The following is a 26,207-nucleotide window of genomic DNA, read 5'->3' as shown; positions in this document are numbered from 1 at the left end:
CGGTAGTTCAGTTGGTTAGAATACCTGCCTGTCACGCAGGGGGTCGCGGGTTCGAGTCCCGTCCGTTCCGCCACTTATTAAGAGCCCTGAGCTAACGCTCAGGGCTTTTTCTTTGTCTGCAATTTAATTATTGCTGAATCCGCAAAAATCCTCTGCATTTTTCACTCTTTTTCTATAAAGAGCTTAAGCTCATAATCCTCTCAGTTAACGAACATAGTGATTAAAAAGAGGAATTCTATGACTATCCCTGCATTCGGTTTAGGTACTTTCCGCCTGAAAGACGACGTGGTTATCGCTTCTGTTAAAACGGCGCTTGAGCTAGGCTACCGTGCTGTCGACACTGCGCAAATCTATGATAATGAAGCGGCTGTTGGTCAGGCGATTGCCGAAAGCGGCGTACCGCGTAACGAGCTGTATATCACCACCAAGATTTGGATTGAAAATCTCAGCAAAGAAAAACTGATCCCAAGTCTGAAAGAAAGCCTGAAGAAGCTGCGTACAGATTATGTCGATCTGACGCTGATCCACTGGCCATCTCCAGGTGATGCGGTATCTGTTGAGGAATTCATGCAGGCGCTGCTCGAAGCAAAACAGCAGGGGCTGACTCGCGAAATTGGTATCTCAAACTTCACCATTCCGCTGATGGAAAAAGCCATTGCCGCAGTAGGCGCAGAGAACATTGCGACCAATCAGATTGAGCTGTCTCCGTATTTGCAGAGCCGTAAGGTGGTTGACTGGGCGAAAGCACACGGTATCCACATCACCTCTTACATGACGCTGGCTTACGGCAAAGCGCTGAAAGATGAAGTGATTGCGCACATTGCCGCGAAACATAACGCGACCCCGGCGCAGGTTATTCTGGCATGGGCAATTGGGGAAGGTTACTCCGTAATTCCTTCTTCAACCAAACGTGAAAACCTGGCAAGCAACCTGCTGTCGCTGGAACTGCATCTGGATGCCGAAGATAAAAAAGCGATCGCGGCACTGGACTGCAACGATCGTCTGGTCAGCCCGGAAGGCCTGGCCCCTGATTGGGATTAATTGCCTGACCCTCTGTACCCATTAACCCTCTTTCACAGCTCCTTCGGGAGCTGTTCTTATATATTCACTTAAAAAGTCGATAAATGCCCGGATGCGCGTACTGACGGCACGATCGCTGTAATAAACTGCGCTAAAAGGCATCTCTACCGGCAGACGTTTATCTGCCAATAACTCCACCAGTTCACCCCGCGCGATCTCTTTATCTATCATATAATCTGAAAGACATGCGATGCCGTTGCCATTCAGGCAAAGCTGTTTTAGCGTTTCTCCACTGTTGGAAGAAATTCCGCACTCGACCTCATGCAGCTGTCCGTCGCTACAGGCAATCGGCCAGGTATTGAGTGAAACTGGTTCGGAAAACCCCAGACACAGATGCTGGTTTAACTCCTCGACGCTCTCTGGCTTGCCAAAACGGGCAATGTAGTCCGGTGAGGCAATAATCTTACGATAGCTGGTAAATAACGGACGCGCACGTAGACTCGAGTCAGTCAGTGTACCCGCTCGTATAGCAACATCCACTTTTCGTTCAATAAGATTGATGAACGTTTCTGAGGAGACGAGAGACAACGTCATCTCGGGATACCGTTCCCGGAACGGCTTGATTAGTGGCATCAGGAAATGCAACATCACCGGTGTTGCTGCGTCGATGCGCAGCAGGCCGCGCGGAGTATTACGCGACTCCATGATTTCCGTTTCTGCTGCAGCCATCTCTTGCAGTATCTGCTGCACCCGCCTGAAGTAGCGCTCTCCTTCTTCGGTCAGGCTTAGCTGTCGGGTCGTGCGATTAAGCAAACTGACGCCCAGTTTCATCTCCAGCTTTTTTACTGCCCGGCTGACCGCAGAATTGGCTTGTCCAAGCTGTTCTGCCGCCCGGCTAAAGCTGCCGCTTTCCACTACCGCCACAAAAATTGCAAGTTCTTCGGAGGTTGCTTTCATTTTTGCACCTGACGCAAAATTATATTGAGATTTTGAATATTTTTGTCATTAAAACATCCAGGCATACTGCGTGTCATCTGATTACTGATGTTACGGAGTTATTTATGCCTCTCGCTTTATTTGCACTAACAATAAGTGCCTTCGCTATAGGCACTACCGAGTTTGTGATTGTTGGTCTGGTGCCGACCATCGCTCAACAGCTGGCGATCTCGTTACCTTCCGCCGGGATGCTGGTTTCAATCTATGCGCTGGGTGTGGCAATTGGCGCACCGGTACTGACCGCTCTGACCGGACGCCTGCCACGTAAACAGTTACTGGTTGCGCTGATGGTTCTGTTTACGGCGGGGAATTTGCTGGCATGGCAGGCACCCGGGTATATGACACTCATTGTTGCTCGTCTGCTGACTGGGCTGGCACATGGCGTATTCTTCTCGATTGGTTCTACCATCGCGACAAGTCTGGTGCCAAAAGAGAAAGCGGCTTCCGCCATTGCCATTATGTTTGGTGGCTTAACGGTGGCGCTGGTCACCGGCGTGCCGCTGGGAACATTTATCGGTCAGCACTTTGGCTGGCGTGAGACTTTCCTCGCGGTATCCATGTTAGGTGTGATTGCACTGATCAGTAGCCAGTTACTGATCCCTGCCAACATTCCCGGTCGTGCAGCCGCCAGCATTCGCGACCAGGTGAAGGTACTGACTCATCCCCGTCTGTTGCTGATTTACGCCGTTACGGCACTGGGCTACGGCGGTGTATTCACGGCATTCACCTTCCTTGCACCGATGATGCAGGATCTGGCGGGATTCTCCCCGGCAGCAGTAAGCTGGATCTTACTGGGTTACGGTGTTTCAGTGGCTATCGGTAATATCTGGGGCGGTAAGCTGGCGGATAAACATGGTGCGGTTCCGGCGCTGAAATTCATTTTCGCCGCGCTGTTTGTTCTGCTGATGGTCTTCCAACTGACGGCCTCTACGCAATACGCCGCGCTGGCTACCATTCTGGTGATGGGGATCTTTGCCTTTGGTAACGTACCGGGATTGCAGGTCTACGTGGTACAGAAAGCTGAGCAATTTACGCCAAATGCTGTAGATGTGGCGTCAGGGTTAAACATTGCGGCGTTTAACATTGGGATTGCGCTGGGGTCAGTGATTGGCGGGCAAACGGTCGAGCATTATGGTTTAGCGCAGACGCCGTGGATTGGCGCCCTCATTGTTCTGGTAGCTTTCCTGCTGATGGGGGTCAGCGGTCGTCTTGATAAACCCGTGCGTGTTGCTCTGGGGTAAATCATTGATGTAAGCGCCCACTTACAAAACAAACTGCAATTGTTCGTTGAAAGTGAGTGCTAAAATCCCTATAACAGAAGAACCAGTCCGGCTGCGGACTGGTTGACGTTACAGAGGTTTGAAAGTCTAAAGTGCGAAAAAACACCTATGCCATGCGTTATGTTGCCGGACAACCCGCCGAGCGGATTTTACCGCCGGGGTCGTTTGCGCATATTGGCCAGGCATTACCCGCAGGCGTTCCGTTAAGCAGTGAAGACCGCATTCGCGTGCTGGTATGGAATATTTTTAAACAGCAGCGCGCAGAATGGCAGTCGGTGCTGAAGAATTTTGGCAAAGATGCGCATCTGGTATTATTACAGGAAGCGCAAACCACGCCTGAACTGGTGCAGTTTGCGACCGCTAACTACCTTGCTGCCGATCAGGTTCCTGCCTTTGTGCTGCCTCAGCATCCCTCTGGCGTCATGACGCTCTCTGCTGCTCATCCTGTTTACTGTTGTCCATTGCGCGAGCGTGAGCCTATTTTACGGCTGGCGAAATCGGCTCTGGTAACGGTGTATCCGCTGCCTGACTCTCGATTATTAATGGTGGTGAATATCCACGCGGTTAACTTTAGCCTCGGCGTCGATGTTTATAGTAAGCAGTTACTTCCCATTGGCGATCAGATTGCTCATCACAGCGGTCCGGTTATTATGGCCGGCGATTTCAATGCCTGGAGCCGTCGACGGATGAATGCGCTGTACCGCTTTGCGCGAGAAATGTCGCTGCGCCAGGTACGTTTTACTGACGATCAGCGCCGGCGCGCGTTTGGTCGCCCTCTCGATTTTGTGTTCTATCGTGGTCTGAACGTGAGTGAAGCCTCTGTGCTGGTCACCCGTGCATCCGATCACAACCCGCTACTCGTTGAATTCAGTCCCGGCAAACCTGAACAATAACGGTGTGTCAGGTCTGCCTTAGGGCAGGCCTGTGATGGTTGCCCTTCCTATTTCACAACAACCGAAGGACAACACAATGACAACACGCTCTCACCATGACAACGTCGAAAAACAGTTTGGCTCTCAGGCTAATGCCTATTTAACCAGTGTGGTGCACGCCTCTGGCCGTGACTTGCTGCGTCTGGGGGAAAGGTTGTCGGCATTTCCGCAGGCCCGTGTGTTGGATATGGGATGTGGAGCGGGGCATGCCAGCTTTGTAGCCGCGCAACACGTAAAGCAGGTTGTGGCTTATGATTTATCGTCGCAGATGCTTGAGGTGGTCGCTGAGGCGGCAAATGACAGAGGCCTGGAGAATGTCGCCACACGCCAGGGTTATGCCGAAAGTCTGCCATTTGAAGATAGCGAATTTGACGTGGTGATTAGCCGCTATTCTGCGCATCACTGGCATGATGTCGGACGCGCGCTGCGGGAAGTGAACCGCGTTCTGAAGCCCGGTGGTGTATTAATTGTGATGGATGTGATGTCGCCAGGCCACCCAGTACGTGATATCTGGTTGCAAACCGTGGAGGCGTTACGTGATACCTCGCACGTTCGTAACTATTCCAGTGGAGAGTGGCTGTCGTTAATCAACGATGCCAATTTGATTGCCGATACTTTGTTAACCGATCGCCTGCCACTGGAGTTCAGTTCGTGGGTCGCGAGGATGCGCACGCCCGCGGCGTTGAGCGACGCGATTCGTGCATACCAACAAAGTGCTTCTGCAGATGTGAAAGCCTACTTTGCGTTACAGGAAGATGGCTCGTTTACCAGCGACACGATAATGGTTGAGGCACATAAAGCGGGATAAATAAAAAAGGCACTGGGGGAATCCAGTGCCTTCATTTCTACAATGCTATCAGGAGTCCGGCATGCCGTTGTTTTTCACAAACAACGTGAGCTGATCGCCTGGCTGTAGATTGTCCGTATCGCTGTTCCAGCGCATGACATCTTTGATGTTAACCCCGTGACGTTTGGCAATGCTCGACAGCGAGTCGCCTTTACGCACACGATAGGTGATGCTATCGCTGTTGTTCGCCAGACGCTGTGCGCTGGTACCCGCACCCACCGTCAGGTTTTGACCCACTTTCAGGGATGACCCGCGCAGATTATTCCACTGCTTAAGGTCATTGGTGCTCACGCCAAGGCGTGACGCGACGCCAGAAAGCGTATCGCCAGAGCGAACTTTGTAGCTACGACTGTTCAGCGGCGTGTTATCCGCGACCAGCGTTGACTGCACGGCTGCAATTTCGCCTGAAGCCAGAGACTCACGCAGCTTCTCTGCATGCTTCTTTGGCACCATCACATATTGCGGGCCGCTGGCACCCAACGTGGAGCCTTTCACGCCTGCATTGAAGGTCTTCAGCTTGCTAACGGAAATACCCGCCATATCAGCAACCTGAGCCATCTCAACCGGGCTACTCAGGCGAACACGTGCCAACGCGCGACTTTCGTCTGTTGTTGGCAGACGTACGCCATAGCGTTTGCTGTTTTTGAGTATATCGCTCAATGCCAGCATTTTGGGCACGTATAGCTTCGTTTCCTGAGGCAATGGCAACGACCAGAAGTCAGTGGGTTTACCACGTGCTTTGTTCGTTTTGATTGCCTTCATGACACGACCTTCACCGCTATTATAAGCAGCAACGGTCAGCAGCCAGTCGCCATCAAACATCTTGTTCAGACGCTGCATCATGTCCAGCGCGGCGGTGGTGGAAGCCACAACGTCGCGACGTGCATCATAACTGCGGGTCTGTTTTAAACCATAATTGCGCCCCGTGCTCGGAATGATCTGCCAAATACCTGCGGCATTGGCGCCAGACGTTGCGTGAGGATCAAAAGCGCTCTCCACTATGGGTAGTAGTACCAGTTCCATAGGCATGTTACGTTTCTTAACCTGCCCGGCTATCCAGTACATATACGGCTCTGCCCGTAAAGTTACATCGTGGAGATAGCTCTTATTGCGTAAATACTTCTGTTTCTGTTCGCGAATCCGGCTGTTTTCCGGAATTCCCATCTTTAGCTCGTCACCAATGAAAGCCCACAAATCTTGATCAGCAGCGATAGATGTTCCGTCGTCCATCCATCGCGCCTGACTTGTAAACTTTCCTGCTTCCCCTTGACCAGCTGCAGAAAGGCTCTGTGCGTGTTGTTGGACGTTACCAGTATTCTGGCACCCAACAAGCAGGACAGAGGCGAGTAATATCGCTTTTGCCTTCATGTGTGTGTCAATAGTTGCTTAAAAGACGACCGATCATAACGGCGAAGTTTTCAAAAGGCAACCCGGAATTGTCAGAACGTATCTTTCTTTGACCTTAACCAGGCAAAACGCTCTTCAGGTTGTTGCAATATTGTTTCTTTGTTGATTTCATTAATTAAATCAATATCTTCCGTTCTCAAAAAAAGATTATTTCGCCGCTCATTTTTCAGAATTACGGGTAGTGTCATTTGTTTTTTTACGCGTAACTCATTAACTTTACGATAATATTCATTTATGAACGAATCGTGCGGGAGAATGCTTAAGGCAAACTTCATGTTTGCTAATGTGTACTCATGTGCGCAACAAATTAATGTATCGTCAGGAAGTTCGTTTATTTTTTTAAGTGATTGATACATTTGAGTTGCTGTACCTTCGAAAAGTCGACCGCAACCGCCAGAAAAGAGCGTGTCACCACAAAATAAGTAAGGATGGCTAAAGTAACAGATATGTCCTAAAGTGTGACCCGGAGTAGCAATTACCCTAAATTCATGCCCCAAAACGAGTGCAATATCGCCATCTTCGACTACGTGTGTCGTTCCCTTATCTTGCGTTTCAGCCGGTCCGTATACCACTATTTGTGGGAAATGTTGCAGGAGTTCTTTCACACCGCCCACGTGATCCTGATGATGGTGGGTTAGCAGAATGGCTTCCGGCACCCAGTCATGCTCTGCAATGGCTTTCAAAACAGGAGCCGCTTCACCCGGGTCCACAATCAGACAATGCTGGTCATTATTTGACAGGACCCAGATGTAATTGTCCTGAAATGCAGGAATACTGTTAAGATTCATATATTACCTCTCAATGCGTAACGGAAGGTTGTGATGAAACCGGCAAGGATCCCTCAAACTGTCGTAGCGCCCGTTAGCTGGGATGATTTGCCCTGGGGCGAACACTATCGTGAGGCGCTGGAGCATCAGCTTAACCCGTGGTTTGCAAAAATGTACGGTTTTCATCTGCTTAAGGTTGGTAATTTAAGCGCAGAAATCGATTCTGAAGCGTGCGCGGTTTCTCATCAGGTAAATGTTTCTTTGCAGGGATCTCCCATGCAGGTGACGGCCGATCCTTTGCATCTTCCCTTTGCCGATAAGTCCGTGGATGTCTGTTTATTGGCCCATACGTTACCGTGGTGCTCTGATCCGCATCGCCTACTGCGTGAAGCCGATCGCGTGTTGATTGATGACGGCTGGTTGATTCTGAGCGGCTTTAACCCGGTAAGCTTGATGGGATTGCGTAAACTGGTGCCCGTATTGCGCAATACATCGCCCTATAACAGTCGGATGTTTACCCTCATGCGTCAACTGGACTGGCTATCATTACTGAATTTTGAAGTGCTGCACTATAGTCGTTTTCATGTTCTGCCCTGGAACAAGAAGGGCGGGAAAATGTTAAGCGCCCATATCCCCGCGCTGGGCTGTTTACAGCTGGTGGTTGCGCGCAAGCGAACCATTCCGCTTACGCTCAACCCGATGAAACAAAATAAAAGCAAAACGCCTATCCGTCATGCCGTTGGCGCGACCCGGCAATACCGTAAACCGGACGCTTAAGCCTCAGTCTGATACCCAATATCATCCTGAGTCGGGCTCATGGCCGCGGTGCGCGCAAGCTCATCGCAGCGTTCGTTTTCCGGATGGCCCGCATGGCCTTTAACCCATTCCCATTTGATTTGATGCGGCCCCAGCGCGGCATCGAGACGTTTCCACAGATCGACGTTCTTCACCGGTTTTTTATCTGCTGTTTTCCAGCCGCGCTTCTTCCAGTTGTGGATCCACTGCGTAATGCCCTGGCGCACATACTGGCTGTCCGTGCTGAGTATCACTTCACACTGTTCTTTCAGGGCTTCCAGCGCAACGATTGCCGCCATCAGCTCCATGCGATTATTAGTGGTGAGGTTGTAGCCCTCGCTAAAGGTTTTTTCGCGCCCGCGATAGCGTAAAATCGCCCCATAACCACCAGGCCCTGGATTTCCCAGGCAAGAACCATCGGTGAAAATTTCTACCTGTTTAAGCATCTCTGGTAGACTTCCTGTTTTAGCAAATCGAAATCAAACGATAAGTCTGACATAAATGACCGTTATGAGCACTGGAATTACACGACAGATCGTCCTCGATACCGAAACCACCGGTATGAACCAGATTGGCGCCCACTATGAAGGCCACAAGATCATTGAGATCGGTGCGGTTGAAGTGGTGAACCGCCGCCTGACCGGCAATAACTTCCACGTTTACCTGAAGCCGGATCGGCTGGTGGACCCGGAAGCGTTCGGCGTACACGGAATCGCAGACGAATTCCTGCTCGATAAACCTACGTTTGCCGATGTAGCCGACGAGTTTCTCGACTACATTCGCGGCGCGGAGCTGGTCATTCATAACGCATCGTTCGATATCGGCTTTATGGATTACGAATTCGCGAAGCTCAAGCGTGATATTCCGAAGACGAATGAATTTTGCAAAATAACCGATAGCCTGGCGCTGGCGAGGAAAATGTTTCCTGGCAAGCGAAACAGCCTTGATGCGTTATGCTCGCGCTATGAGATAGACAACAGTAAACGAACCCTGCACGGCGCATTGCTCGATGCCCAGATTCTGGCCGACGTTTATCTGATGATGACCGGCGGGCAGACCACGATGGCGTTCTCAATGGAAGGCGATAGCCAGCAGCAGAATGACACGGGGATCCAGCGTATTGTGCGACAGTCCAGCAAACTACGCGTTGTTTTCGCCACTGATGAAGAGTTAGCGGCCCATGAGTCACGCCTTGACCTGGTGCAGAAGAAAGGCGGAAGTTGCCTCTGGCGGGCATAGTTTGTACGTTTACCGTATGAAAATGGCCATTCGGGTGATTTTTGCAGCAAACGATTAAAAACGTGAGAAAAAGCGTTGACGAGGCGCGAGGCAATCCGTAATATTCGCTTCGTTCCCAAGCGGAACACAACGCGGAGTGGTAGTTCAGTTGGTTAGAATACCTGCCTGTCACGCAGGGGGTCGCGGGTTCGAGTCCCGTCCATTCCGCCACTATTCAGAAAGCCTGAATCAGAAATGATTCAGGCTTTCGTCGTTTTAGCCCGCCAAAAATAATAATCTCATTACCATACTTTATCGACGGCGCCCGAGCTTTCGGGTGGGCAACACATCAGGTCATCCTTAACCCGACGCATATCCAGAAGGCGATTAACTCGCGAAGTGATTCATCACGCAGGCGAAGCGGGGTGAGAAGTTATCGCCAATAAGAACCGTTTCCTCATTCAGGTGCTTTAGCATATACAGCTTGTCGGCACGTTCGTAAGCGTCGAAGAAGAGATAGTCGACAGCGTCCGTTGCGTCATCATCGGGGGATTTTTCCCGACCATCGGGAGTGAGCATAAAAACGCCTGCGGTATGGCCGAGTGGACGGGCATAGCGAAAGAACAGTTTTCGGTTAACAGCGAACTCGCCGTCGTCACTTTTGAGTTTCCCCTGGACTGACAATGAAAGGTGTCCGGAGTTGTAGCTGGTTATCAGCATTATTCCGTGGAGTTCCTTTTTTGTATTCTGGATGTCGAGTATCGACGTGAATTCCGAGGAGCAGGAAAAACTGATTTCTTGTTTTTTCGCATTCCCGGCGATAATAAAAAAAGCGATAGCCGCTAGCCCAAAAATGGCAATCACGACTGACCATAGTAAAGGAGAGTGATCGCTTTCCTGCTTCATATCATTCCTCATGATGGCGATACTGGCTGATGCAATGGTAATAGCCGAGGTTTAGCCCGCATTCAGCGGCAAACGACCACTCAACCAGATTATGGTTGCTCGCCCAGGTATTGAGATACAGATCTTTTGGGTACGAACAGTTGGGGTTAATACCCACGGACTTGAAAATATCCAGCGCTTTTTTTTCGGTTATGGTGTCGGTGAGGGCGTTTCCTAATATATGCACACGGCATTGCTCGTAGTCGATAGTTCGCAGGATCGCCGCGTCCGTCATCGCGATTTCATTGGGTATCCATGTTAACCACGCTGTCGCCAGCACGGCGATGCCGGTAATTAACGTTGTTATCGTGACAGGCCACAGGTTTCGTTTCTTTTTCCTGGGCGTCAATGCAACATTGACTATTCTGGTGGGCGCTTGCGATTCCTCCAGTTGCTGAATATTGATACTGGCGTCGCTCATCCGAAATCCTATTCGCGGAATGGTGACGATCAGTTCTGCAGGATGGCCCGTAGACGTTATTGCTTTGCGCAGAAATGAAATGTGCTGATTGAGATTAGCATCCGTCGCTCTGGCGCCATTATGCTGGAAAACATTCCGCAGAATTTCATCGCGCGAGGATATCTCTTTACCATTTTGCAACAGATAGAGCAGTAATTGTGTTGCCACATTATTCAATGTGGCCATTTCACCAGATGCCAGGTCTTTTAGGGTATTTTTATGTGGTCTGAAAACTAAGCCTTCACCAATAATTACGGATTTAATTTTGTTTATTGGTATATGAGAAATCACTGATGTCTCCTTTAAAGCAGGATATCTCGCATTCGAGTGGGGGAAGCAATAGCATAACATAATTCATTTATAAAAAATGATTGTACCATAGATCGCTTTATTAATATTTATATAACAATCTCTTAATATATCTAATAGAATCTTCCAATCTCCTTCCTCTCTTTCACTATCTTATTGTCATTACTCGTTTTTGATGCCAAATTTCATTTTTACAAAACATTCATAAATACATTTTGCCTGTTCTTCTGGCTAAATAAAAAAATAGTTGATAGATAAAAACTCTATAAAAACTATAAATGATAGACATTAGCACTGGTGTTGGCGTGTTTTTTGGCTGTTTTTTAGGTAAACGATCGCTCTACAGACAGTGTTACAACACGATTCCCTGAGTTTGATTAATACCGGATTTTTGCATTGTGTCATTTTTTCGTCGACTTAATATAAGCCCCGAAACAGCGTAAACAACTGTGGGCGGTATTTCGGATGGAATACCAATGAAGTTCAAAAATACAGGGTGGCTTGAGATGGATTGTTTTCAAGGAAATGCACTTCCACCACCTGCAGATCAGGGTTTCCCTTGCATAAATTGTCTGTGGAAATAGATCGTCGGAATAACCAAAAAACAGATATAAGGTTAAGTAGTAATATGAAAATGAAAAACGTGGCTGTGGCTTGTGCGCTGATGGCGGGAATGACTTTTACTGCATCTTCTGCTTTCGCTGCAAAAAATGTTGAACCGACTAACGGTAAAATTCACTTCACTGGTTCTCTGGTTAATTCCGCATGCGGTCTGGCCCCAGAATCCAGCCCGGTGCAGGTTAATTTTGGTGAGATCCCAACTTCTCAGTTAAAAGACAACCAACGTGCTGGTGTTAAGCATGCCAAAATCGTTCTGCAGGGCTGCGATACAACTGTTGCGAAAACCGCCACAGTAACCTACACCCCGGCAACGATTGATACCGACAACAATGCGCTGGCTGCATTTACCTCGGGTACAGCAAAGGGCGCGGGCATCGGTATGATTGACAGTGGTAACCAGGACGTGAAATGGGGCGAAGCCGCATCTCAGGTCAACATTACCGATGGCGAAACCGACATTGATTTCGTTGCTTATCTGCAGGCCAACAACGCATCCGCAGCAGTAACCCCGGGTGACTTCGAATCTACCGTTAATTTCCAGATCGATTATCAGTAACGATCTGCTGCGGGCGCAATTATGCGCCTGCTTAACCCTTCCTGCGAATAACTGAAAGGAAATGCGGTGATGCCTGGATGGCGTATTTTACTGCTTTTTATCTTCATATCGCCTGCATGGGTTTTGGCTGACACCCATCGTCTTGTCAGTACGCCCGGCAAAATGCGCATGCGGGGAAATATTATTGAGGCTGCCTGTTATGTCGATCCACGCGACCGGTCGCTGCTGGTTGAATTTGATGACCTCTCAGCCAGAGATATTTCCGGAAAACCTGAAAAAGTATCTGCGCATGATTTCAGTATTCATTTGCTGGGATGTTCATTAGGGGATTCTCAACACCCCGGGAATCTGTTCCAACGCGCCAATATTACCTTTTCCGGCGCACCGGATAGTGACAATCCTGATTATCTGAGCGTGCAATCGGAAACTGAAAATTTAGCGATAGAAATATATGACGGCAAAGGCAAGCAAATTCATTTAGGTGAGCCATCACCGGATTATGCGCTTAACCCCGGGAAAAACACGCTCAATTTTACGGCTTATTTGATCTCCCGCGACGGAAGAATGACGTCTGGTGAATTTACTGCAGTCACGCATTTTGTTGTGAATTATCTCTGAGCTGCACAGCAATTCGGGTATCTGAAGGTTTGCGAACGAAAATGATCACGCTGAAAACAGATAAAAAACGTCTGGTGCTTTTAATTGCTCTGGTCTGTGCCTCTTCATGGGCTGAAGCGGATGAGTCTATTGAATTTAATACTGACGTCCTGGATGCCAGTGACAGACAAAATGTCGATTTACAGCGTTTTTCCGAAGGCAACTTTGTGACTCCCGGAGAATATCTGCTGGATGTTCGTATTAACAGCCAGGAGATTCCTCAGCAGTCGATCCGTTATATCGTTGATCCTGCCAACTCGCATAAATCCATGGCGTGCCTGACGCCGCAACAGCTCGAATTACTGGCGCTCAAAGAAGAGGCGCTGACCTATATTCATCCGATTAGCGCGACCTGCTATGACATTTCCCGCCTGCCGGGTGTGGTGCTGAATAATAGCGCAGGCGTACTGGACATTACCGTGCCTCAGGCATGGATGAAATATACCGATCCAGACTGGACGCCGCCGGAGCGCTGGGATAACGGCGTCGCGGGACTGATTTTCGACTACAGCGTTTCGGGCCAGGCCACACATTACGAACAAGGTGGCGATCATTACCGCTCACTGTCTGGTTATGGACAGACGGGCTTTAACCTCGGCGCGTGGCGCTTTCGTGGTCAGTATCAGGCCAATTATGCTTCGGATGAAAATCGTGGGCGTATCGACTGGGATCAGATCTATGCCTATCGCCCGTTACCTATGCAGGCTGCAAAACTGACGGTCGGTGAAATATATCTGAATTCCCAGGTGTTTGATTCAGTGCGATTTACGGGGGCTAACCTTGCCAGCGACGAGCGCATGCTACCACCGAATTTGCAGGGCTACGCGCCCGAAGTGCACGGCATCGCCCGCAGTAATGCGAAGGTCACCGTCAGTCAGCAGGGGCGTGTTATCTATCAAACCACTGTTCCAGCAGGGCCATTTAATATTCAGGATCTACACGGTTCGGTACGCGGCACGCTGGATGTTCGCGTCGAAGAGCAGGATGGCAGCGTACAAACCTTTCAGGTCAATACGGCAGATATCCCTTACCTGACGCGCCCGGGCTATGTTCGTTACAACGCCGCTGTCGGTAAGCCATCGCGTTATAACCACGACGTCCAGGGACCTGCATTTTATAGCGGTGATTTTTCATGGGGGGTCAGCAATGCGTGGTCACTGTACGGTGGCGCGTTGCTCACTGGCGATCGCTATAACGCCTGGTCGATGGGGATTGGGCGGGATTTGAGCTGGCTGGGCGCGCTGTCGGCTGATGCGACGCAATCCGTGAGCCGAGTGAAGCATCAGGCTGAACAAAAAGGGATGTCCTTTAAGCTCAGCTATGCCAAAACCTTTGATGAATACAACAGCGCCATCACCTTTGCCGGTTACCGTTTTTCACAGCGTAACTTCCGCACCTTCTCGCAGTTCCTCGACGAGCAGTATGAAAATAACAACAGCGCCGGCAACGAAAAAGAGATGTACACCATCACCGGTAACAAGACCTTTTTTGCTGACGACCCGCAATTAGCGACCACGCTGTACATGACCTATACCCACCAGAATTACTGGGATCGTGGCTCTCAGGATCGTTACGGGGTGTCGATGGGACACAGCTTTTCGTTCGCAGGCATTCAGGGGATCAGCGCCAACCTTGCCGCTTACCGCTCTGAGTATCAGGGCAAACGGGACGACAGCCTTTCGCTGTCCATTTCGGTGCCATGGAGCGATGGCCGCTCAATGGATTATGAAGTGCAAAACAGCGGCAGCCAGACCAGTCAGATGGTTTCGTATTCCGATAACCGCGACCGTAACAATCCATGGCGACTGCGCGCAGGGGTTTCCGGTGAAGGGCACACCGCGTTTGATGGCTACTACAAGCATCGCAGCATGATGGCGGAACTGGAATCTAACGTCAGCTGGCAGCAATCACGTTATTTATCCGTTGGCGGCACGATGCGCGGCGGCTTTACCGCAACGCGTCATGGTGCGGCACTACACAACAGCCAGGCGTCGATGAATACCGCCAGGGTGATGGTTGATACCGACGGTGTGGCGAATGTACCGCTGAACGGCGAACAGGCGCACTCAAACCGCTTCGGTATTGCCGTCGTACCGGACGTCGTCAGCTATCACAGCTTTGATACCCGTATCGATGTGGACGCAATGGACGAGGACATTTCCGCGACTAAAGCCATTGTCACCAACACTCTGACGGAAGGCGCGATTGGTTATCAGCGCTTCGCCGTGGCGCAGGGGCAAAAAATGATGGCGCTGCTGCGCCTGAAAGATGGTTCGGTACCGCCGTTTGGTGCCGAAGTGTTTAACGCCAACGGTGTCAGCGTCGCCATGGTGATGGAAAACGGCATGGCCTGGATTGCGGGTGTGAATCCAGCCGAGCGTCTTTCTGTTGCCTGGGGCGGTCGCGCGCAGTGTCACTTACAGGTGCCGCAACAAATCAACCCGGAAGGTAACGTGCTGTTGCCTTGTGAATAATATCAATAACCTGAATGAATTTTGTCATGAAAAATCAAGCATTTTACTCAGTGCAGCGTTGGCTCAAACCCGTGGTCTGCGGTCTGCTTTTTATTGCAGAGATCAACGCCTCATGGGCGGGCATTGCACTTGACCGTACCCGTCTGATCATCACCGGTGATGCGCGATCTGTCAGCGCGAACTTAACCAACACCAGTCCGAGCATTCCGTTTCTGGCTCAGTCGTGGGTGGAAGACGCCAATGGAACAAAAATTACCTCGCCGTTGATGGTTTTACCGCCGCTGCAACGGATTAACGGCGGGCAAAAGGGCATTGCGCGTGTGACAAAAACCAGCGGTATTAACGCTCTGCCGCAGGATCGCGAAAGTCTGTTCTACCTGAACGTGCGTGAAATTCCGCCCAAGCCGGATAAGCCGAACGTGCTGCAACTGGCGATGCAGTCGCGCATCAAACTGTTCTACCGTCCGACCGCCATCGTGCCGGAAACACCGGGCGCCGTGTGGCAAAACCAACTGGTCTTTCATAAGCAGGGGCAGCGCTGGAGTGTGGATAACCCAACGCCGTACTTCGTTACCTTAATCGGCTTAAGCCGCAAGCCTGAAGCGCAGGGCGGCGACAGGCTGACTGACTTCCCTGGGATTATGGTTTCACCAAAGTCCTCTCTCGATTTCAGCGTGGCCGACGGCAGCGTTAGCCAGTTCAGCATGATGTATGTGAACGATTTTGGCGGTCATCCCGAATTGAAATTCAGCTGCACAGGCAATGTGTGTAAAGCATTGCCGATGGAGCAACAGCCCCGGTAATAGGATTCGTAAATGAAAAAGATGCTTTGCGCTCTGCTGATGGCGGGCATGGCCTGCTCGGTTCAGGCCACAAGCGGTCGCCAGGATATGAGCAACGTGTCCGGCGAGTATGGCAACGTCCGCTTTCATGGTCGGGTGTTCGTTTCGCCGTGCGTGCTGGATATGGCCTCCCGCGATCAGACTATCGATCTTGGTGATATTTCCGCCGGCCGATTTCGACAGGGCGGCGATCGCAGCGATCCGGTATTGGTCACGCTGTATCTGAATGGCTGTTTAAAGGGCTCCGGTCATACCTTAAGGGATTTCCCCGGGCAGACCAGTGAGATGCCTGAGCTGGCGCACAGCACGGTGGAGCGTGGTGTTTCGATGACGCTAATGGCTGAAGGCGCACCGGAAAACAGCGATTTGGGGCGCATTCGTGGTGATGTTCGCGGCGCGGGCATCCGGCTACTGACTGAACGTAATCAGTTAATCCACCTGAACCAACCGCAACGCATGTGGATCCTCAAACCGGGCGATAACGCCATTCATTTTCTTGCCGCGCTGGAATCTTTTGGGCGAGAGGTGACCGCCGGAGAATTTAACGGTCTGGTCAGACTTAAGCTGGAGTATCTATGAGCGTATTACGTAAAACGCTGTTGTGGTTGGTGCTGGCAGGTTGTCCGTTGGCCGGGCAGGCATTTACACAGGGAGAAGGTGAGCCGGAAGGTGGGTCGCCGCATCAGTACGATATTGAACTGAGCTCGCTGGATGTCAGTAAAAACCACGTGGGTGGCAGAACGGAGCCGTTCCCATGGAATCTGGGCGGCTGGTATGTGGTGAATTTCTATTGCGAACAGGCTGACATCTCCCGAGCACCAATTTACTACACCACCACAACCACGATGCCGCCTTCAAATCAGGGGGCGAACCGTTTTCGGCTAAACGAGTATCTGGATGTGGAAGTTCAGGTGTGGGTTGCCGGGGGCTATAAAAAATATGTGCAGGCGCCTTTTACCAACGTTTCAAACCGCAACAGCAACAACAGCTGTAAAAAGCGTAAGGGCTACACGCGAGCGACTAACGTTGAAAGTGGTTCAAAAGGGAAAGTGACGTTTATTGTCACTAAACCCATTATCAATGGCATCAATATCACTTCCCAGTCGCTGGTGGAGGTGGCCGGGCGCATGGGAAGCGCGGGACCTACGCCAACCACGGCGATTTCTCGCGTGGTGATTAAATCCGGGCTAATTACCGTCCCGGACAAATGCACCTTCAACCGGGGAGACAAAATCAGCATTGAGTTTGGCGATCTGCCTGGATCCGCTGCCCGGCTCAACGGCACTAACTACAGCAAGTCAGTCCCTATACATGTGGTCTGTGAAGGCGGGAGCTTCGATCAGGGTGCGCTGAACATTAATCTTGGTATACAAACGACCACGGCGTCAGGCACGGCGGGGTTTAACGGTAATCTCCTTGGCACGCTGAGCGGCGGACAAAAGCGCGACGATCTCGGCATTATGCTTAAAGACGAGAGTGGTGGCACCGTCGTGCCCAATCAATTCTACAACGTGAAGGGGTTTTACCAGAATCAGGGCGACTGGAATCTCACCGCTGCACCGGTGGCAAAGCCGGGCGTGGGAAGTGTGAAAGAAGGTGAATTTGAAGCCTCTGCCACCGTTGTCGCGCAGTTTCAGTAGGGGGATGTCATGAGATTCTCGGCGTTATTCGCGACTAGTATGTTACTGCTAGGTGGCATGGCGCAGGCCGACACCAAACTGGTCGGCGGCGATATGTATTTTCACGGCACCATCAGAGCCCTGGCCTGCAGCCTTGCACCGGGAGGCGACAAAATCGAGGTCGATTTCAAGCAAATCGCGACACAGGATCTCTATCTCTCGGGGCGCAGTAAGCCGGAAAAATTCAGCATCCAGTTACGCGACTGCAACCCGGAGGTTTTCCGTGGGATCTCGGTTACCTTCAGCGGTCGTGAGGATGCGGAGCTGACCGATCATCTGGCGCTGGATAGCAGTGAACAAGGCGGTGCGTCAGGGATCGGGATTGGGATGAGCGAAGAGGACGGCACGGCAATCCGCCTTGATGAGAGCACGTCAGTTAAAGAGATAACAGAAGGCTCGATGACGCTGAATTTCTTGGCGTGGGTCGCAGCGGAGCCATCGGCGATAAAAAATCAGTCTCTCGAATACGGTCCGTTCAGCGCCAGCGGGACCTGGACGTTGAACTACCAGTAGCATGATGAACGTACTGAATCGCATTGCGCCGCTGCCTGCGCAGAAATTATTGCTCGGTATTAGTCTGTTTTTCTGGTGTGGGGCCATGCATCTCTACTGGCCGAACAACGGCGGCAGCGGTCTGTCGTTGCCGCTTAATATTACGAGCTGGATCTACGCTGTTGTACTGGCTGCAAGCGTATTGATGCTGGTGCCTCGTCAACGCTGGCGCATCACTGTGCCCGCTGCGGGTTTTACAGTCGGGGCGTTCATCCTGACGTTGCTTTGCCTGCTAACGCCTGATGTCTGGCAGGCCGAGGCACTGCTGGTGGCGGGGGCGTTACTGGGCGGTGTGAGCGTCTATCTGGTCACATTACAAATTCCGCTCACGGCAAACACCTTAACGGCACTGCTGGCTCTGCTATGGGGAGCGTGCGTCATTGAATGTCTGGCGTTTGTCTATCAGTACTGGCATTTGCCGGGCGTTGAATACTGGGAGTTTGCCTGGCGGCGCGGTACGCGACCCTACGGGATATTTCAGCAGGTCAACCTGATAGCCAGCTTCACGGCATGCGGTGTGCTGCTGTCAGCGCCGCTCTTTTTACGTCTGCACCGCGGGTATCGAATTGCCATTGGGATAGGCCTGGTAATGATGGGATTTGTGCTGCATGAATCTCAGTCGCAAACCGGCTACCTGTCTCTGGTAATCGGTGAAGTGCTGCTGCTGGCGGTTTTCCCGGCGCAACGGCGCACGCTGCTGCTGCTTCTACTGCCGCTGGCGTTAGGCGTAGCGATAGGGGCCACGGCCCGCCATTTTTTGTCTGTGGTCACGGTCGATCATCTGACGACTTCTCAAGTGCGCTGGACGGTGTTGAAAACGTCGCTGGCATTATTTGCCGAACGTCCGTGGATGGGGTGGGGCGTGGGCAGTTTTGCTGCCGTGTTTCTCGAACGCGCGGGGCCATTGGGGCTGGGCAGCATTTCGCATCCGCACAACGAACTTGTGCTGTGGTTGGTGGAGGGCGGTCTGGTTGGGCTGGCAGGGGCACTCTGTTTTATAGCGGGTTGTTTATGGCTCTGGCTGCACGGTAATTGCTGGCGTCGCGCCTGCCTGGTGGCGGCACTGCCGGTGGTTATTCATATGTTGACGGAATACCCCGTTAGGCAGTCAACGCCACACTGGCTGCTGTTGATCCTGTTGCTTCGATGTGCAGACAGCGCGCGAACGGGAATACGCCTGGCGCTTACGTCGACGTCGCTGATTCGCGCGGCAGGGTTTATCTCGTTACTGACCGTCGCGCCATTGCTGCTTCTCACGCTGCACACGCAACAGCAATTGACGCTGGTGGAGAGGCAGTCAACGCAGTGGCATCTTGCCGAACAGCTCCCTGTAGGAGGCTGGCTTCTTACCAGTCGCTATCGGTTTGATGTCCAGATGGGGTATCTGCAACGGTATCAGCGTACCCGGGACGCACGTTGGCTGGAGGCGGTTCGCCGCTGGGCGCCTGACTATGTGCGCGTTCACCCAGACCCTAATGTCTCCTTCACGCAAATCTTACTGGCGTTGCAACAGCGCGACCTGGTCGAGGCGCATCGTCTGGCGACGCGCTTTTGCCTGATATACCCAAACGATCGCCGTATCCCGTGGCTGCAGGATGCACGACGTCCTTTTAATAAAATAATGGAATGATATGAACAGATTCAGTGAACAGGCCCGTTATGTGCCAGAACTTCCCCGCAACGCCGAACTGCTGCGGATCACCGGGATCCGTTTGCAGCGCATTCATTTTTTTGATGACGCATCGCTGGATGTCTGTGAGGTGTTAAGCCAGGTACGCACACCGCTCCCACTGGATTTGTTTTTCAAGCACCTTTCCATCACGGCAAAACAGCAGCTTTTTCTATGGCAAATGCAGCGGGTGCTGGCCCTCTCTGGAAGCTATTCGCTGAATTTATCCGTCAGGATGCTGACTAGTCTGTCATGGATCACACGTCTCACAAAGCAGGTGCATCAGGGGAGGATTGTTATTGAAATTCAGGATCCGGGCTCGATGATGCGCCTGGATAAGGCAGAGCAGCAGGCTGTATGCATTGCCGTAAAAACGCTGGTGCGTCACGGGTTTCGCGTGTGGCTGGATGATGTTTCGCCTGAGCTATTTTTTGTCTGGCGGCTGTCGGGCATCCGTTTCGATGCCATCAAAATTGAAAGCGGAATGTTTCATCAGTTCAGAACATCGGAGTGGCAGTTGAGGGTTCTGGTCAATCAATTTCGTGGGCTGGGTGAACGGGTTGTCATTGAGGGAGTAGAAACGCCACAGGATTATGCCATTTGCCGTATGAGCGGCGCAGATGCTGTACAGGGCTTTCTGTTTGAGCAGGAAATTTTACCGAAAAGCCTGAATCATTGCTGACTCAGGCTCTGACAATTACTCGCTCAGCGTCTGTGCGATATCTTTTTGCACCTGCTGGCGCTGTTCTGGGGTCAGCACTTTGTTCAGGTCAAAATAGTATTTTACGCGATAATAACGCGCCTGCTGTTCGATGTTGCTGAACGCAGAAAGCTGTTTCTGAACGGCAGCTTCATCCCATTTCCCGGACTTGATGACGTCAATCAACGCGCCGTCTTTAACATCTTTCACCGAAATCTGGCTTACGTTGGTTTCAAGCTGCTGGTGCAGTTTTTTAATCTGCGCCACCTGGTCGTTGGTCAGCTTAAGATGCTGAACGACCGGGTCCTGAGCTGGAGCAGGAACATTGGATACGTTTGCTGCAAGCGTACTAAAAGAAGCGCCCGCTAAGGTAGCCGCCAGCAAAGTCATGCGTAAGAAGTTCTTCATTATTGAAATCCTGATAAGGAAATTATCGACATTGTCTGCCACTCGCTGGTTACGAGTGATTATCCTTTGCAGAATACGATGCCCGCCGCATGTCGCCACGCGAATTTGTTTTGCGGTTGGTTACGGAGTGAAACAATCCCGCCACAGGAAACGTAGTGCAGCGGGAGTGAAGGCGATAGTTATAGCGTAAACGGGTCGGCGTCCTGCCAGGCGGGAAACTTCTCGCGATACTCTCGCAGCGCTGAGAGTGACAGTTCGGCGTCAATGCGCGTGGCCTGATGCGGCTCGGCGGTGGCAATAATCTCACCCTGCGGATTAATCACCCGGCTGTCACCGCGATAATGATGCCCGTTACCGTCTGTGCCCACGCGGTTACATCCTGCTACATAAGCCTGGTTCTCAATCGCCCGTGCGGCAAGCAGAAGCTGCCAGTGCAGCGAACGCGGCGCAGGCCAATTGGCAACATACAACGCCAGGTCGTAATCGTTGCGATTACGCGACCATACCGGAAAACGCAGGTCATAACAGACCAACGGCAGAATGCGCCAGCCGCGCCATTCAACAATAACGCGCGCGTCACCTGCATGGTAATGCTGATGCTCGTCCGCCATGCGGAACAGATGGCGCTTGTCGTAGAAATGCACATTACCTTCGGGCTCAACCAGAAAAAAGCGGTTTACCGGGCCGCGTTCAGACTGGATAGCAGCGCTGCCCGCGATCAGGGCGTTGGTCTGTTGCGCCTTGACGAGCATCCAACTGACGACCTCTTCCTGCGGCAACGATTTATTTGCCGCTTCCATGGCAAATCCGCTGGTAAACATCTCGGGCAACACGATGACATCACGTCCGGCGACGGTTTCCAGTTGTCGGTCAAAATGGCGCAGGTTGGCCGGGCCATCCATCCAGATCAAGGGTTGTTGCAGCAGAGTAATTTTCAAACCAGGCACGATCGAGGCTCCTCGTTGAACAACATTTTGACACTGTAGCATGAGCATTAATGAAAATGTGGCAATAAAAAGCCCCGCATTAAGCGGGGCTAAACGTTGTGCGTATATTGTTATGCGGCTTCGACTTTACGCACTTTCTCTGGCAGCTTTACCGGCTGAGTCGCCAGCTCCTCGGGTTCAAAGTCATCCACATTGATACTGCGCAGGCGGCTCGCTTCGGCTTTCACCAGAATCGCGGCTTCATCTTTATCAATCAGCCCTTTCGCCAGCGCATTGTGCGCCAGTTCGTCGAGACGGGTAAATGGCAGGTTTTTACCCAACTCTTTACAGATCCGCTGGTGGATAGGGTCGGCTGCAATGACATCCAGCAGCGCCTCTTCCAGCAAACCAACCGGGTTATGCTCGCTTGGCGTCAGATATTGACCGCGACCAATTCGAGAACGAGTAGCACTTGGAACCTGCAAAATCTTCGCGACTTTATGGTCCAGCTTGTCAGAAGGTGCGTCGTAGTGGCGACCGGTCGGGAAGATAACCACGTTCAGCAAGCCCGCGACCAGACGGTTCGGGAAGTTTTTCAGCAGATCGTCCATCGCCTGTTCCGCTTTGTACAACGCATCCTGAACGCCCCAGTGAACCAACGGCAGGTCCGCTTCATTACGGCCTTCATCGTCATAACGTTTCAGTACCGCAGAGGCCAGATACAGCTGACTTAACACATCGCCCAGACGCGCGGAGATACGTTCGCGGCGCTTCAGGCTACCGCCCAGTACGGCCATGGACACATCTGAAAGCAGGGCCAGGTTGGCGCTCAAGCGGTTCAGGTGCTGGTAGTAACGTTTGGTCGCATCACCGGTTGGCGTGCTGCTGGTTAAGCCACGTGTCAGGCCAAGCCAGAAGCTGCGCACTTTGTTACTGCCAACGTGACCGATGTGTTTGAACAGCAGCTTGTCGAACGCATTCACATCGTTACTCTGCGCCGCAGCCATCTCTTCCAGAACATACGGATGGCAGCGAATCGCACCCTGACCGAAGATCATCATGCTACGGGTCAGAATGTTGGCACCTTCAACGGTAATGGCGATTGGCGCACCTTGATAAGCGCGGGCGAGGAAGTTGCTTTCGCCAAGCATAATGCCTTTACCGCCAGTGATATCCATAGCATCGATGATTGACTGCTGCCCGCGGTGGGTACAGTGATATTTCACGATAGCCGACAGCACCGCCGGTTTTTCACCCAGCATAATGCCGTAGGTAATCAGTGATGCCGCAGCGTCCATCACGTAGGCGTTACCGGCAATACGTGCCAACGGCTCTTCAATACCTTCCATCTTGCCGATGGAGATTTTGAACTGGCGACGAATGTGCGCATACGCGCCGGTGGCCATTGCGACCGATTTCACGCCGCCCGTCGAGTTAGACGGCAGGGTAATACCACGTCCCACAGACAGACATTCCACCAGCATGCGCCAGCCCTGACCGGCCATTTTCGGACCACCGATGATGTAATCAATCGGTACAAACACATCTTTACCGAGGGTCGGACCGTTCTGGAACGGCACGTTCAGCGGGAAGTGACGACGCCCAATTTGTACACCCGGCGTTGAGGTTGGGATCAGCGCACAGGTAATACCGAGATCTTCTTCACCACCCAGCAGTTTTTCCGGGTCAGAGAGTTTAAATGCCAGACCCAGTACCGTGGCGATAGGCGCCAGCGTAATATAACGTTTGTTCCAGGTCAGGCGCATACCCAGCACCTGCTGGCCCTGCCAGTCGCCCATACAAACCACGCCGGTATCAGGGATCGCCCCTGCGTCGGAGCCTGCTTCCGGGCTGGTCAGAGCAAAGCATGGGATCTCCTGACCGCGAGCCAGACGCGGCAGGTAATGATTTTTCTGCTCTTCGGTGCCGTAATGTTGCAGCAGTTCGCCTGGGCCTAATGAGTTAGGTACGCCAACGGTGATCGCCAGGATCCCGGAAACGCCGGAGAGTTTCTGCAGAACGCGAGCCTGAGCATATGCTGAGAATTCCAGCCCGCCGTACTCTTTCTTAATGATCATCGCGAAAAAGCGGTGTTCTTTCAGATATGCCCACAGTTCCGGCGGCAGATCCGCGAGTTCGTGAGTGATCTGGAAGTCGTTCGCCATGCGGCACGCTTCTTCCACTGGACCATCAATAAACGCTTGTTCTTCAGCGGTCAGATGCGGTTGAGGATAGTTATGCAGTTTTTTCCAGTCAGGCTTGCCCTGGAACAGGTCACCTTCCCACCAGGTTGTACCCGCATCAATCGCTTCTTTCTCAGTACGCGACATCGGTGGCATGACTTTACGGAAGCCGCGGAACACCGGCGCAGAGATCATGGATTTGCGCATCGGCGTAAAGTTAAACGGCACGAGGATAATGGCCAGAGGAACCAGCAGCCAGACTGACCACAGGCCAGCCACGCCAAGCGCAGCCGTCCAGGCGAGCAAAATTAAACTGCTGAGGAATAAGCTCACGCGGTGATAAAACAGAACGCTGAGCAGAACAACCGTAGCGATAATACTCAAAATCATCATAACGAAAAGCTCCCTTGCTTGTAGGAGGTCTGACCACTTGTGATGATATGTTTGTAGTGGATGTAAATTCTTTTAGCAATGTGTTTACAAAATAATTACAACAAAGCTCACATTGTTGCTGTTTTAACCGGCACAAAAAATCAAAAGCCGTAGCCATTCCTGTCTGGATAATTTTCTGTAGTAGGAAATATCAACATGCGTTGTTAAGGTAATGAACGTGTTAATTCTGAGAAATTGTTCCGTTCACTTTGCGTTTATCGCCACTCTGCAGCACCAATATTTGTGAACGTGTTAAGGGGGCTATCGCTGCACCCTTAACAATCCCGGCTCCTGGCGGGAAAATTGTTGCTGCGCAATACCCTCCGCTTATTCCTTCAGGCTACCGGGCCGGGCGCGAGGTAGCGTCCCTGCAAAACGCGCCCTGAGCCAGCATCCATGCTGGCTCTCCCGGCCTTACGGAAACACGTCGGCAATTTTCAGCCGGACCAGCCCACACCTGATCATCGCCGCCGTTTTTTCAAACAGCGAAACAGAAACACCTGAAATTAAGAGAGTTGAAGCGATACCCTCGGTCCGGCTGAAAATTGATGAGGCGTTGACGGCTGACCGGGGTCGTCCGCAGGGATGCGGACGGAGGGGATGGCCTGCAGGGATGCAGGCTCGGCCCCGACCCGAAAGGCAGACGGAATAAGACGAATGAATCGCATAGCGACGATTTTCCCGCCGGGAGCCCGGGTTGCAAGGGTGGTGGCGGTGAGCCACCCTTGCACGTTCACGTAAATAGCGATATCAGAGTAGCGATGAACATAAGGTGAACGTAACCCTGTTCAAAGATAAAATATTCTCCTTGCATGATTCACTTGCAGTCATTATGACCATTCCTGTGGCTTGGACTTCTCGCTGGTAGCGCTATCCGGTACACTGCGTCTTGTCATTTACATTCATGCTGAAGGATATCCTCATGTACCAGGATCTTATTCGTAACGAACTGAGCGAAGCGGCGGAAACGCTGGCTAATTTTCTTAAAGATGACGCCAATATTCACGCCATTCAGCGCGCGGCGGTCCTGTTGGCAGACAGCTTTAAAGCGGGCGGTAAGGTGCTTTCTTGCGGTAACGGCGGTTCCCATTGCGACGCGATGCACTTTGCCGAAGAGCTGACCGGACGCTATCGTGAAAACCGTCCTGGTTACCCGGCGATCGCTATCTCTGACGTCAGCCATATCTCCTGCGTCAGCAACGATTTTGGTTACGATTATGTGTTCTCTCGCTACGTAGAAGCCGTGGGTCGTGAAGGTGATGTCCTGTTAGGCATTTCGACTTCGGGTAATTCCGGTAACGTAATTAAAGCGATTGCCGCAGCGCGTGAGAAAGGGATGAAAGTGATCACCCTGACCGGTAAAGATGGCGGAAAAATGGCGGGCAGCGCGGATATCGAAATTCGCGTGCCGCACTTTGGCTACGCTGACCGTATTCAGGAAATTCATATCAAAGTGATCCATATCCTGATCCAGCTGATCGAAAAAGAGATGGTTAAACCATAAGAAGACGATTGCCGGATGGTGGCTGAAG

The 26,207-nt window shown here is 51.7% G+C and carries 25 protein-coding genes and 1 tRNA gene; 17 read left to right on the top strand and 9 right to left on the bottom strand.

Translation table 11 applies throughout. The annotated features are described in order from the left end of the window. The first annotated feature begins 237 nt into the window (after positions 1-237). Positions 238-1,041 carry a 2,5-didehydrogluconate reductase DkgB gene (dkgB, locus tag OGY04_RS14030; RefSeq protein ID WP_071444648.1) on the top strand — a complete coding sequence of 268 codons (804 nt, stop codon included), beginning with the start codon at positions 238-240 and terminating at the stop codon, positions 1,039-1,041. A 21-nt stretch (positions 1,042-1,062) separates the two neighbouring features. On the opposite strand, the gene yafC is transcribed toward dkgB, so the two are convergent. Beyond that, the gene (gene yafC, locus OGY04_RS14025) at positions 1,063-1,977 is read right to left on the bottom strand and encodes a DNA-binding transcriptional regulator YafC (RefSeq protein ID WP_008783768.1); all 915 of its coding nucleotides are present in this window, start codon (positions 1,975-1,977) and stop codon (positions 1,063-1,065) included. A 104-nt stretch (positions 1,978-2,081) separates the two neighbouring features. Here yafC and OGY04_RS14020 point away from each other — a divergent pair, with 104 nt between their 5' ends. The 3 genes from OGY04_RS14020 (at position 2,082) to OGY04_RS14010 (ending at position 5,036) form a co-directional block, all read left to right on the top strand. After that, positions 2,082-3,257 (top strand): MFS transporter, encoded by a 1,176-nt coding sequence (locus OGY04_RS14020; RefSeq protein WP_003830796.1) that lies wholly within the window; start codon positions 2,082-2,084, stop codon positions 3,255-3,257. 131 nt (positions 3,258-3,388) lie between these two features. Continuing rightward, positions 3,389-4,189 carry an endonuclease/exonuclease/phosphatase family protein gene (locus tag OGY04_RS14015; protein ID WP_008783770.1) on the top strand — a complete coding sequence of 267 codons (801 nt, stop codon included), beginning with the start codon at positions 3,389-3,391 and terminating at the stop codon, positions 4,187-4,189. 76 nt (positions 4,190-4,265) lie between these two features. Continuing rightward, complete coding sequence (locus tag OGY04_RS14010) at positions 4,266-5,036, top strand: class I SAM-dependent methyltransferase (RefSeq protein ID WP_071444647.1); 771 nt, start codon at positions 4,266-4,268, stop codon at positions 5,034-5,036. Positions 5,037-5,084: 48 nt separating this feature from the next. On the opposite strand, the gene mltD is transcribed toward OGY04_RS14010, so the two are convergent. Then, the gene (mltD, locus tag OGY04_RS14005) at positions 5,085-6,443 is read right to left on the bottom strand and encodes a murein transglycosylase D (protein WP_032942416.1); all 1,359 of its coding nucleotides are present in this window, start codon (positions 6,441-6,443) and stop codon (positions 5,085-5,087) included. A 71-nt stretch (positions 6,444-6,514) separates the two neighbouring features. Further along, positions 6,515-7,270, bottom strand: a complete 756-nt coding sequence (gene gloB / locus OGY04_RS14000) for a hydroxyacylglutathione hydrolase (RefSeq protein WP_071444646.1) — start codon at positions 7,268-7,270, stop codon at positions 6,515-6,517. A 33-nt stretch (positions 7,271-7,303) separates the two neighbouring features. On the opposite strand from gloB, the gene OGY04_RS13995 reads away from it, so the two are divergent. After that, on the top strand, positions 7,304-8,026 hold the full coding sequence (locus OGY04_RS13995; RefSeq protein ID WP_071444645.1) for a class I SAM-dependent methyltransferase: 723 nt from the start codon (positions 7,304-7,306) through the stop codon (positions 8,024-8,026). Here the strand turns inward: OGY04_RS13995 and rnhA are convergent. Then, positions 8,023-8,490 (bottom strand): ribonuclease HI, encoded by a 468-nt coding sequence (gene rnhA / locus OGY04_RS13990; RefSeq protein WP_003838896.1) that lies wholly within the window; start codon positions 8,488-8,490, stop codon positions 8,023-8,025. The two genes, OGY04_RS13995 and rnhA, sit on opposite strands and share 4 nt — an antisense overlap. A gap of 64 nt (positions 8,491-8,554) precedes the next feature. Between rnhA and dnaQ the strand changes: the two genes are divergently transcribed. Next, positions 8,555-9,283: a DNA polymerase III subunit epsilon gene (gene dnaQ, locus OGY04_RS13985; protein ID WP_095533177.1), complete on the top strand. Its 729-nt coding sequence runs from the start codon at positions 8,555-8,557 to the stop codon at positions 9,281-9,283. 133 nt (positions 9,284-9,416) lie between these two features. After that, positions 9,417-9,493: transfer RNA gene (locus tag OGY04_RS13980), tRNA-Asp, on the top strand. Between the two features lie 156 nt (positions 9,494-9,649). On the opposite strand, the gene OGY04_RS13975 is transcribed toward OGY04_RS13980, so the two are convergent. Together OGY04_RS13975 and OGY04_RS13970 are read right to left on the bottom strand one after the other, a co-directional pair. Then, complete coding sequence (locus OGY04_RS13975) at positions 9,650-10,168, bottom strand: FidL-like protein (RefSeq protein ID WP_003830806.1); 519 nt, start codon at positions 10,166-10,168, stop codon at positions 9,650-9,652. 1 nt (position 10,169) lies between these two features. Further along, positions 10,170-10,853, bottom strand: coding sequence for a winged helix-turn-helix domain-containing protein (locus OGY04_RS13970; RefSeq protein WP_008783775.1), 684 nt, complete (start codon positions 10,851-10,853; stop codon positions 10,170-10,172). A gap of 751 nt (positions 10,854-11,604) precedes the next feature. Here OGY04_RS13970 and OGY04_RS13965 point away from each other — a divergent pair. From OGY04_RS13965 to OGY04_RS13925, 9 genes are all read left to right on the top strand, one after another. Further along, positions 11,605-12,153: a fimbrial protein gene (locus tag OGY04_RS13965; protein WP_003830808.1), complete on the top strand. Its 549-nt coding sequence runs from the start codon at positions 11,605-11,607 to the stop codon at positions 12,151-12,153. 69 nt (positions 12,154-12,222) lie between these two features. Next, positions 12,223-12,771, top strand: coding sequence for a fimbrial protein (locus OGY04_RS13960; RefSeq protein ID WP_020996612.1), 549 nt, complete (start codon positions 12,223-12,225; stop codon positions 12,769-12,771). Positions 12,772-12,812: 41 nt separating this feature from the next. Further along, on the top strand, positions 12,813-15,284 hold the full coding sequence (locus OGY04_RS13955; protein WP_286585422.1) for a fimbria/pilus outer membrane usher protein: 2,472 nt from the start codon (positions 12,813-12,815) through the stop codon (positions 15,282-15,284). Between the two features lie 26 nt (positions 15,285-15,310). Beyond that, positions 15,311-16,087 carry a fimbrial biogenesis chaperone gene (locus tag OGY04_RS13950; protein ID WP_100247262.1) on the top strand — a complete coding sequence of 259 codons (777 nt, stop codon included), beginning with the start codon at positions 15,311-15,313 and terminating at the stop codon, positions 16,085-16,087. Between the two features lie 12 nt (positions 16,088-16,099). Beyond that, the gene (locus tag OGY04_RS13945) at positions 16,100-16,705 is read left to right on the top strand and encodes a fimbrial protein (RefSeq protein ID WP_032942421.1); all 606 of its coding nucleotides are present in this window, start codon (positions 16,100-16,102) and stop codon (positions 16,703-16,705) included. Next, on the top strand, positions 16,702-17,766 hold the full coding sequence (locus OGY04_RS13940; RefSeq protein ID WP_057068865.1) for a fimbrial protein: 1,065 nt from the start codon (positions 16,702-16,704) through the stop codon (positions 17,764-17,766). Before OGY04_RS13945 ends, OGY04_RS13940 begins: the two co-directional genes overlap by 4 nt. A gap of 9 nt (positions 17,767-17,775) precedes the next feature. Next, the gene (locus OGY04_RS13935; protein ID WP_003830815.1) at positions 17,776-18,318 is read left to right on the top strand and encodes a fimbrial protein; all 543 of its coding nucleotides are present in this window, start codon (positions 17,776-17,778) and stop codon (positions 18,316-18,318) included. A gap of 1 nt (position 18,319) precedes the next feature. Continuing rightward, positions 18,320-19,987 (top strand): O-antigen ligase family protein, encoded by a 1,668-nt coding sequence (locus OGY04_RS13930; protein WP_286585420.1) that lies wholly within the window; start codon positions 18,320-18,322, stop codon positions 19,985-19,987. A gap of 1 nt (position 19,988) precedes the next feature. Continuing rightward, entirely contained in the window at positions 19,989-20,708 is a 720-nt protein-coding gene (locus tag OGY04_RS13925; RefSeq protein ID WP_008783783.1) for an EAL domain-containing protein, read from the top strand. Positions 20,709-20,723: 15 nt separating this feature from the next. On the opposite strand, the gene OGY04_RS13920 is transcribed toward OGY04_RS13925, so the two are convergent. From OGY04_RS13920 to fadE, 3 genes are all read right to left on the bottom strand, one after another. Beyond that, positions 20,724-21,134 carry a Spy/CpxP family protein refolding chaperone gene (locus OGY04_RS13920; protein WP_003830819.1) on the bottom strand — a complete coding sequence of 137 codons (411 nt, stop codon included), beginning with the start codon at positions 21,132-21,134 and terminating at the stop codon, positions 20,724-20,726. 179 nt (positions 21,135-21,313) lie between these two features. Continuing rightward, positions 21,314-22,081 (bottom strand): amidohydrolase, encoded by a 768-nt coding sequence (locus OGY04_RS13915; protein ID WP_213752979.1) that lies wholly within the window; start codon positions 22,079-22,081, stop codon positions 21,314-21,316. A 110-nt stretch (positions 22,082-22,191) separates the two neighbouring features. Further along, positions 22,192-24,636 carry an acyl-CoA dehydrogenase FadE gene (gene fadE / locus OGY04_RS13910; protein WP_003830821.1) on the bottom strand — a complete coding sequence of 815 codons (2,445 nt, stop codon included), beginning with the start codon at positions 24,634-24,636 and terminating at the stop codon, positions 22,192-22,194. Positions 24,637-25,597: 961 nt separating this feature from the next. Between fadE and lpcA the strand changes: the two genes are divergently transcribed. After that, a complete protein-coding gene (lpcA, locus tag OGY04_RS13905; protein ID WP_003031390.1) occupies positions 25,598-26,179 on the top strand; it encodes a D-sedoheptulose 7-phosphate isomerase in 582 nt (193 codons plus the stop codon). The last annotated feature ends 28 nt before the right edge of the window (positions 26,180-26,207 follow it).

It is taken from the genome of Citrobacter sp. Cpo091, from assembly GCF_030332645.1.
Lineage (GTDB): Bacteria > Pseudomonadota > Gammaproteobacteria > Enterobacterales > Enterobacteriaceae > Citrobacter > Citrobacter portucalensis.
Note: the sequence above shows the minus strand (reverse complement) of the source record. Positions and strands in the feature narration are given on the sequence as shown.

Excerpts from the sequence above, each read along its gene's own strand:
- dkgB (WP_071444648.1), top strand. The coding sequence starts at position 238 with ATGACTATCCCTGCATTCGGTTTAGGTACTTTCCGCCTGAAAGACGAC.
- yafC (WP_008783768.1), bottom strand. The coding sequence starts at position 1,977 with ATGAAAGCAACCTCCGAAGAACTTGCAATTTTTGTGGCGGTAGTGGAA.
- OGY04_RS14020 (WP_003830796.1), top strand. The coding sequence starts at position 2,082 with ATGCCTCTCGCTTTATTTGCACTAACAATAAGTGCCTTCGCTATAGGC.
- OGY04_RS14010 (WP_071444647.1), top strand. The coding sequence starts at position 4,266 with ATGACAACACGCTCTCACCATGACAACGTCGAAAAACAGTTTGGCTCT.
- mltD (WP_032942416.1), bottom strand. The coding sequence starts at position 6,443 with ATGAAGGCAAAAGCGATATTACTCGCCTCTGTCCTGCTTGTTGGGTGC.
- gloB (WP_071444646.1), bottom strand. The coding sequence starts at position 7,270 with ATGAATCTTAACAGTATTCCTGCATTTCAGGACAATTACATCTGGGTC.
- OGY04_RS13995 (WP_071444645.1), top strand. The coding sequence starts at position 7,304 with ATGAAACCGGCAAGGATCCCTCAAACTGTCGTAGCGCCCGTTAGCTGG.
- rnhA (WP_003838896.1), bottom strand. The coding sequence starts at position 8,490 with ATGCTTAAACAGGTAGAAATTTTCACCGATGGTTCTTGCCTGGGAAAT.
- dnaQ (WP_095533177.1), top strand. The coding sequence starts at position 8,555 with ATGAGCACTGGAATTACACGACAGATCGTCCTCGATACCGAAACCACC.
- OGY04_RS13975 (WP_003830806.1), bottom strand. The coding sequence starts at position 10,168 with ATGAAGCAGGAAAGCGATCACTCTCCTTTACTATGGTCAGTCGTGATT.
- OGY04_RS13970 (WP_008783775.1), bottom strand. The coding sequence starts at position 10,853 with ATGGCCACATTGAATAATGTGGCAACACAATTACTGCTCTATCTGTTG.
- OGY04_RS13965 (WP_003830808.1), top strand. The coding sequence starts at position 11,605 with ATGAAAATGAAAAACGTGGCTGTGGCTTGTGCGCTGATGGCGGGAATG.
- OGY04_RS13960 (WP_020996612.1), top strand. The coding sequence starts at position 12,223 with ATGCCTGGATGGCGTATTTTACTGCTTTTTATCTTCATATCGCCTGCA.
- OGY04_RS13955 (WP_286585422.1), top strand. The coding sequence starts at position 12,813 with ATGATCACGCTGAAAACAGATAAAAAACGTCTGGTGCTTTTAATTGCT.
- OGY04_RS13950 (WP_100247262.1), top strand. The coding sequence starts at position 15,311 with ATGAAAAATCAAGCATTTTACTCAGTGCAGCGTTGGCTCAAACCCGTG.
- OGY04_RS13945 (WP_032942421.1), top strand. The coding sequence starts at position 16,100 with ATGAAAAAGATGCTTTGCGCTCTGCTGATGGCGGGCATGGCCTGCTCG.
- OGY04_RS13940 (WP_057068865.1), top strand. The coding sequence starts at position 16,702 with ATGAGCGTATTACGTAAAACGCTGTTGTGGTTGGTGCTGGCAGGTTGT.
- OGY04_RS13935 (WP_003830815.1), top strand. The coding sequence starts at position 17,776 with ATGAGATTCTCGGCGTTATTCGCGACTAGTATGTTACTGCTAGGTGGC.
- OGY04_RS13930 (WP_286585420.1), top strand. The coding sequence starts at position 18,320 with ATGATGAACGTACTGAATCGCATTGCGCCGCTGCCTGCGCAGAAATTA.
- OGY04_RS13925 (WP_008783783.1), top strand. The coding sequence starts at position 19,989 with ATGAACAGATTCAGTGAACAGGCCCGTTATGTGCCAGAACTTCCCCGC.
- OGY04_RS13920 (WP_003830819.1), bottom strand. The coding sequence starts at position 21,134 with ATGAAGAACTTCTTACGCATGACTTTGCTGGCGGCTACCTTAGCGGGC.
- fadE (WP_003830821.1), bottom strand. The coding sequence starts at position 24,636 with ATGATGATTTTGAGTATTATCGCTACGGTTGTTCTGCTCAGCGTTCTG.
- lpcA (WP_003031390.1), top strand. The coding sequence starts at position 25,598 with ATGTACCAGGATCTTATTCGTAACGAACTGAGCGAAGCGGCGGAAACG.